Here is a 2909-nt window from a genome sequence, read left to right as displayed (position 1 = left end):
CGCCACGCCCCGCTGTCGGGCGGGGGGGGCGCGCCCCCCCCGGCACCCCCCCCCCCCCCCAACCCCGCTGCGGGGGGGCTGGTCGGCGTCTTGCCCACGCGCCCCCCGGCCCCGGCAGCCACCCGCTTACGCGCGCGGCTTCTCGCGCATCTCGTAGGTCTCGATGATGTCCTCGACCTTGATGTCGTTGAACGAGCCCAGGGTGACACCGGCTTCGAAGCCCTCGCGGACCTCGGTCGCGTCGTCCTTGAAGCGGCGCAGACCCTCGATGGTGAGGCTCTCCGCCACGACCTTGCCGTCGCGCAGCAGGCGGGCCTTGGCGTTGCGGCGGATGATGCCGTCGCGGACCAGGACACCGGCGATGTTGCCGAACTTGGAGGAGCGGAAGACCTCGCGGATCTCCGCGGCGCCGAGGCGCACCTCCTCGTACTCCGGCTTGAGCATGCCCTTGAGGGCGTTCTCGATCTCCTCGATCGCCTGGTAGATGACCGAGTAGTACCGGACGTCCACGCCTTCCTTGTCGGCCGCCGCACGCGCACGGCCTTCGGCGCGCACGTTGAAGCCGATGATGATGGCGTCCGAGCCCATCGCCAGGTCCACGTCGGACTCGGTGATGGCACCCACACCGCGGTGCAGGACCCGGAGCTCGACCTCCTCGCCCACGTCCAGCTTGACGAGGGCGTCCTCGAGGGCCTCGACCGAACCGGAGACGTCACCCTTGATGATGAGGTTGAGCTGCTCGATGGAGCCGGCGGCGATGGCCTTGTCCAGGTCCTCCAGGGACACCCGGACCCGACGCTGCGCGAAGGCGGCGTTGCGGTCGCGGGCCGAGCGCTTCTCGGCGATCTGACGGGCGGTGCGGTCCTCGTCGACGACGATGAAGCTGTCGCCGGCGCGGGGCACCGAGGTCAGACCGAGCAGCAGCACCGGGCGGGACGGGCCGGCCTCGGCGAGGCTGTTGCCGTTCTCGTCCAGCATCGCGCGGACGCGGCCGTAGGCGTCGCCGACCACGATCGAGTCGCCGACGCGGAGGGTACCGCGCTGCACGAGGACGGTCGCCATGGCACCGCGGCCCTTGTCGAGGTGGGCCTCGATGGCGATACCCTGCGCGTCCTGCTCGGGGTTGGCCCGCAGGTCCAGCGAGGCGTCCGCGGTCAGGACCACGGCCTCCAGCAGCTGGTCGATGTGCAGACCCTGGCGCGCGGAGATGTCGACGAACATGGTGTCGCCGCCGTACTCCTCGGCCACCAGGCCGAACTCGGTCAGCTGGCCGCGGACCTTGGTCGGGTCGGCGCCCTCGACGTCGATCTTGTTGACGGCGACCACGATCGGCACACCGGCGGCCTTGGCGTGGTTCAGCGCCTCGACCGTCTGCGGCATGACACCGTCGTTGGCCGCGACCACCAGGATCGCGATGTCGGTGGACTTGGCACCACGGGCACGCATGGCGGAGAACGCCTCGTGACCCGGGGTGTCGAGGAAGGTGATCGGGCGCTGCTCGCCGTTCACCTCGGTGACCACCTGGTACGCACCGATGTGCTGGGTGATGCCACCGGCCTCGCCGGCCACCACGTTGGACTTGCGGATGGCGTCCAGCAGGCGGGTCTTACCGTGGTCGACGTGACCCATGACGGTGACGACCGGCGGGCGCGGGGCCAGCTGGTCCTCGTCTCCCTCGTTGGCGCCGAAGTCGATGTCGAACGACTCCAGCAGCTCGCGGTCCTCGTCGTCCCGGCTGACGATCTCGAGCTGGAAGCCCATCTCGTCGGCCAGCAGCTGCAGCGTCGCGTCGGAGACCGACTGCGTCGCGGTGACCATCTCACCGAGGTTGAACATGACGGAGACGAGCGCGGCCGGGTTGGCGTTGATCTTCTCCGCGAAGTCCATCAGCGAGGCGCCGCTCGACAGGCGAACGGTCTGGCCGTTGCCGCGAGGCAGCATCACACCGCCGACGGACGGGGCCTGCATGGCCTCGTACTCCTGGCGCTTCGCCCGCTTCGACTTGCGACCACGGGCCGGACGGCCACCGGGGCCACGGCCGAAGGCACCCTGCGTGCCACCACGGGCACCCGGGCCACCGGGACGGCCGCCGAAGCCGCCGGGACGCGGGCCGCCGAAGCCGCCGCCGCCACCGGGAGCACCGCCACCCGGACGGGGACCGCCGAAGCCGCCACCGGCCGGACGCGAGCCCGGACCGGCCGGACGGCCCTGGAAGCCCGGACGCGCACCGCCCGGAGCACCCGGACGACCGCCGGGGCCACCCGGACCACGGCCACCCGGGCCGGGACGCGGGCCCGGACCGGCCGGACGCTGCGGCATCATGCCCGGGTTCGGACGCGGCATGCCCGACGGGGTCGGACGCGGGCCGGCCGGACGCGGCATGCCGTCGGGGCGCGGAGCACCGGCACCCGGGGCACCCGGAGCGGCCGGACGCGGCGCGCCACCGGGACGCGGGGCACCACCCGGACGGGGGGCACCGGCACCGGGGGCACCCTGGCCACCCGGACGCGGACGGTCGCCACCCGGACGGGGACGGTCGCCACCGGGAGCACCCTGGCCACCCGGACGCGGACGGTCGCCACCCGGACGGGGACGGTCGCCACCCTGGCCGGCCGGAGCACCCGGACGGGCACCCGGCGCGCCCTGACGGCGGTCGCCGGGGCGGGCCATACCGGTGGCACTGCCCGAGGTGAACGGGTTGTTGCCCGGACGCGGACCGGCCGGACGCGGGCCCGGACGGGCGCCGCCGGCGGCGGGACCGGCCGGACGAGCGGCCTGCGGGGCCTGCGGGGCCTGGCGCGGGGCCTGGGTCTCGGCGGCCTCGGGGGCCGGCGAGGAGAACTCGGCCGCGGGGGCGGCCGGCGCCGCGGGGCGCGGAGCCGGGCGCGGGCCCGGCGTCGGGCCGGACG

At 74.4% G+C, this 2909-nt stretch carries 1 protein-coding gene; it reads right to left on the bottom strand.

Features of this window, described 5'->3' with window-relative positions:
- Nucleotides 1-126 precede the first annotated feature (126 nt).
- The coding region (gene infB, locus ACFU9E_RS33870) for a translation initiation factor IF-2 (RefSeq protein ID WP_380715623.1) at nt 127-2909 on the bottom strand (2783 nt) is incomplete at its 5' end.

It is taken from the genome of Kitasatospora sp. NPDC057595, from assembly GCF_042800875.1.
Taxonomy (GTDB): Bacteria; Actinomycetota; Actinomycetes; order Streptomycetales; family Streptomycetaceae; genus Kitasatospora.
This window is presented reverse-complemented; position numbering and strand designations above follow the sequence as displayed.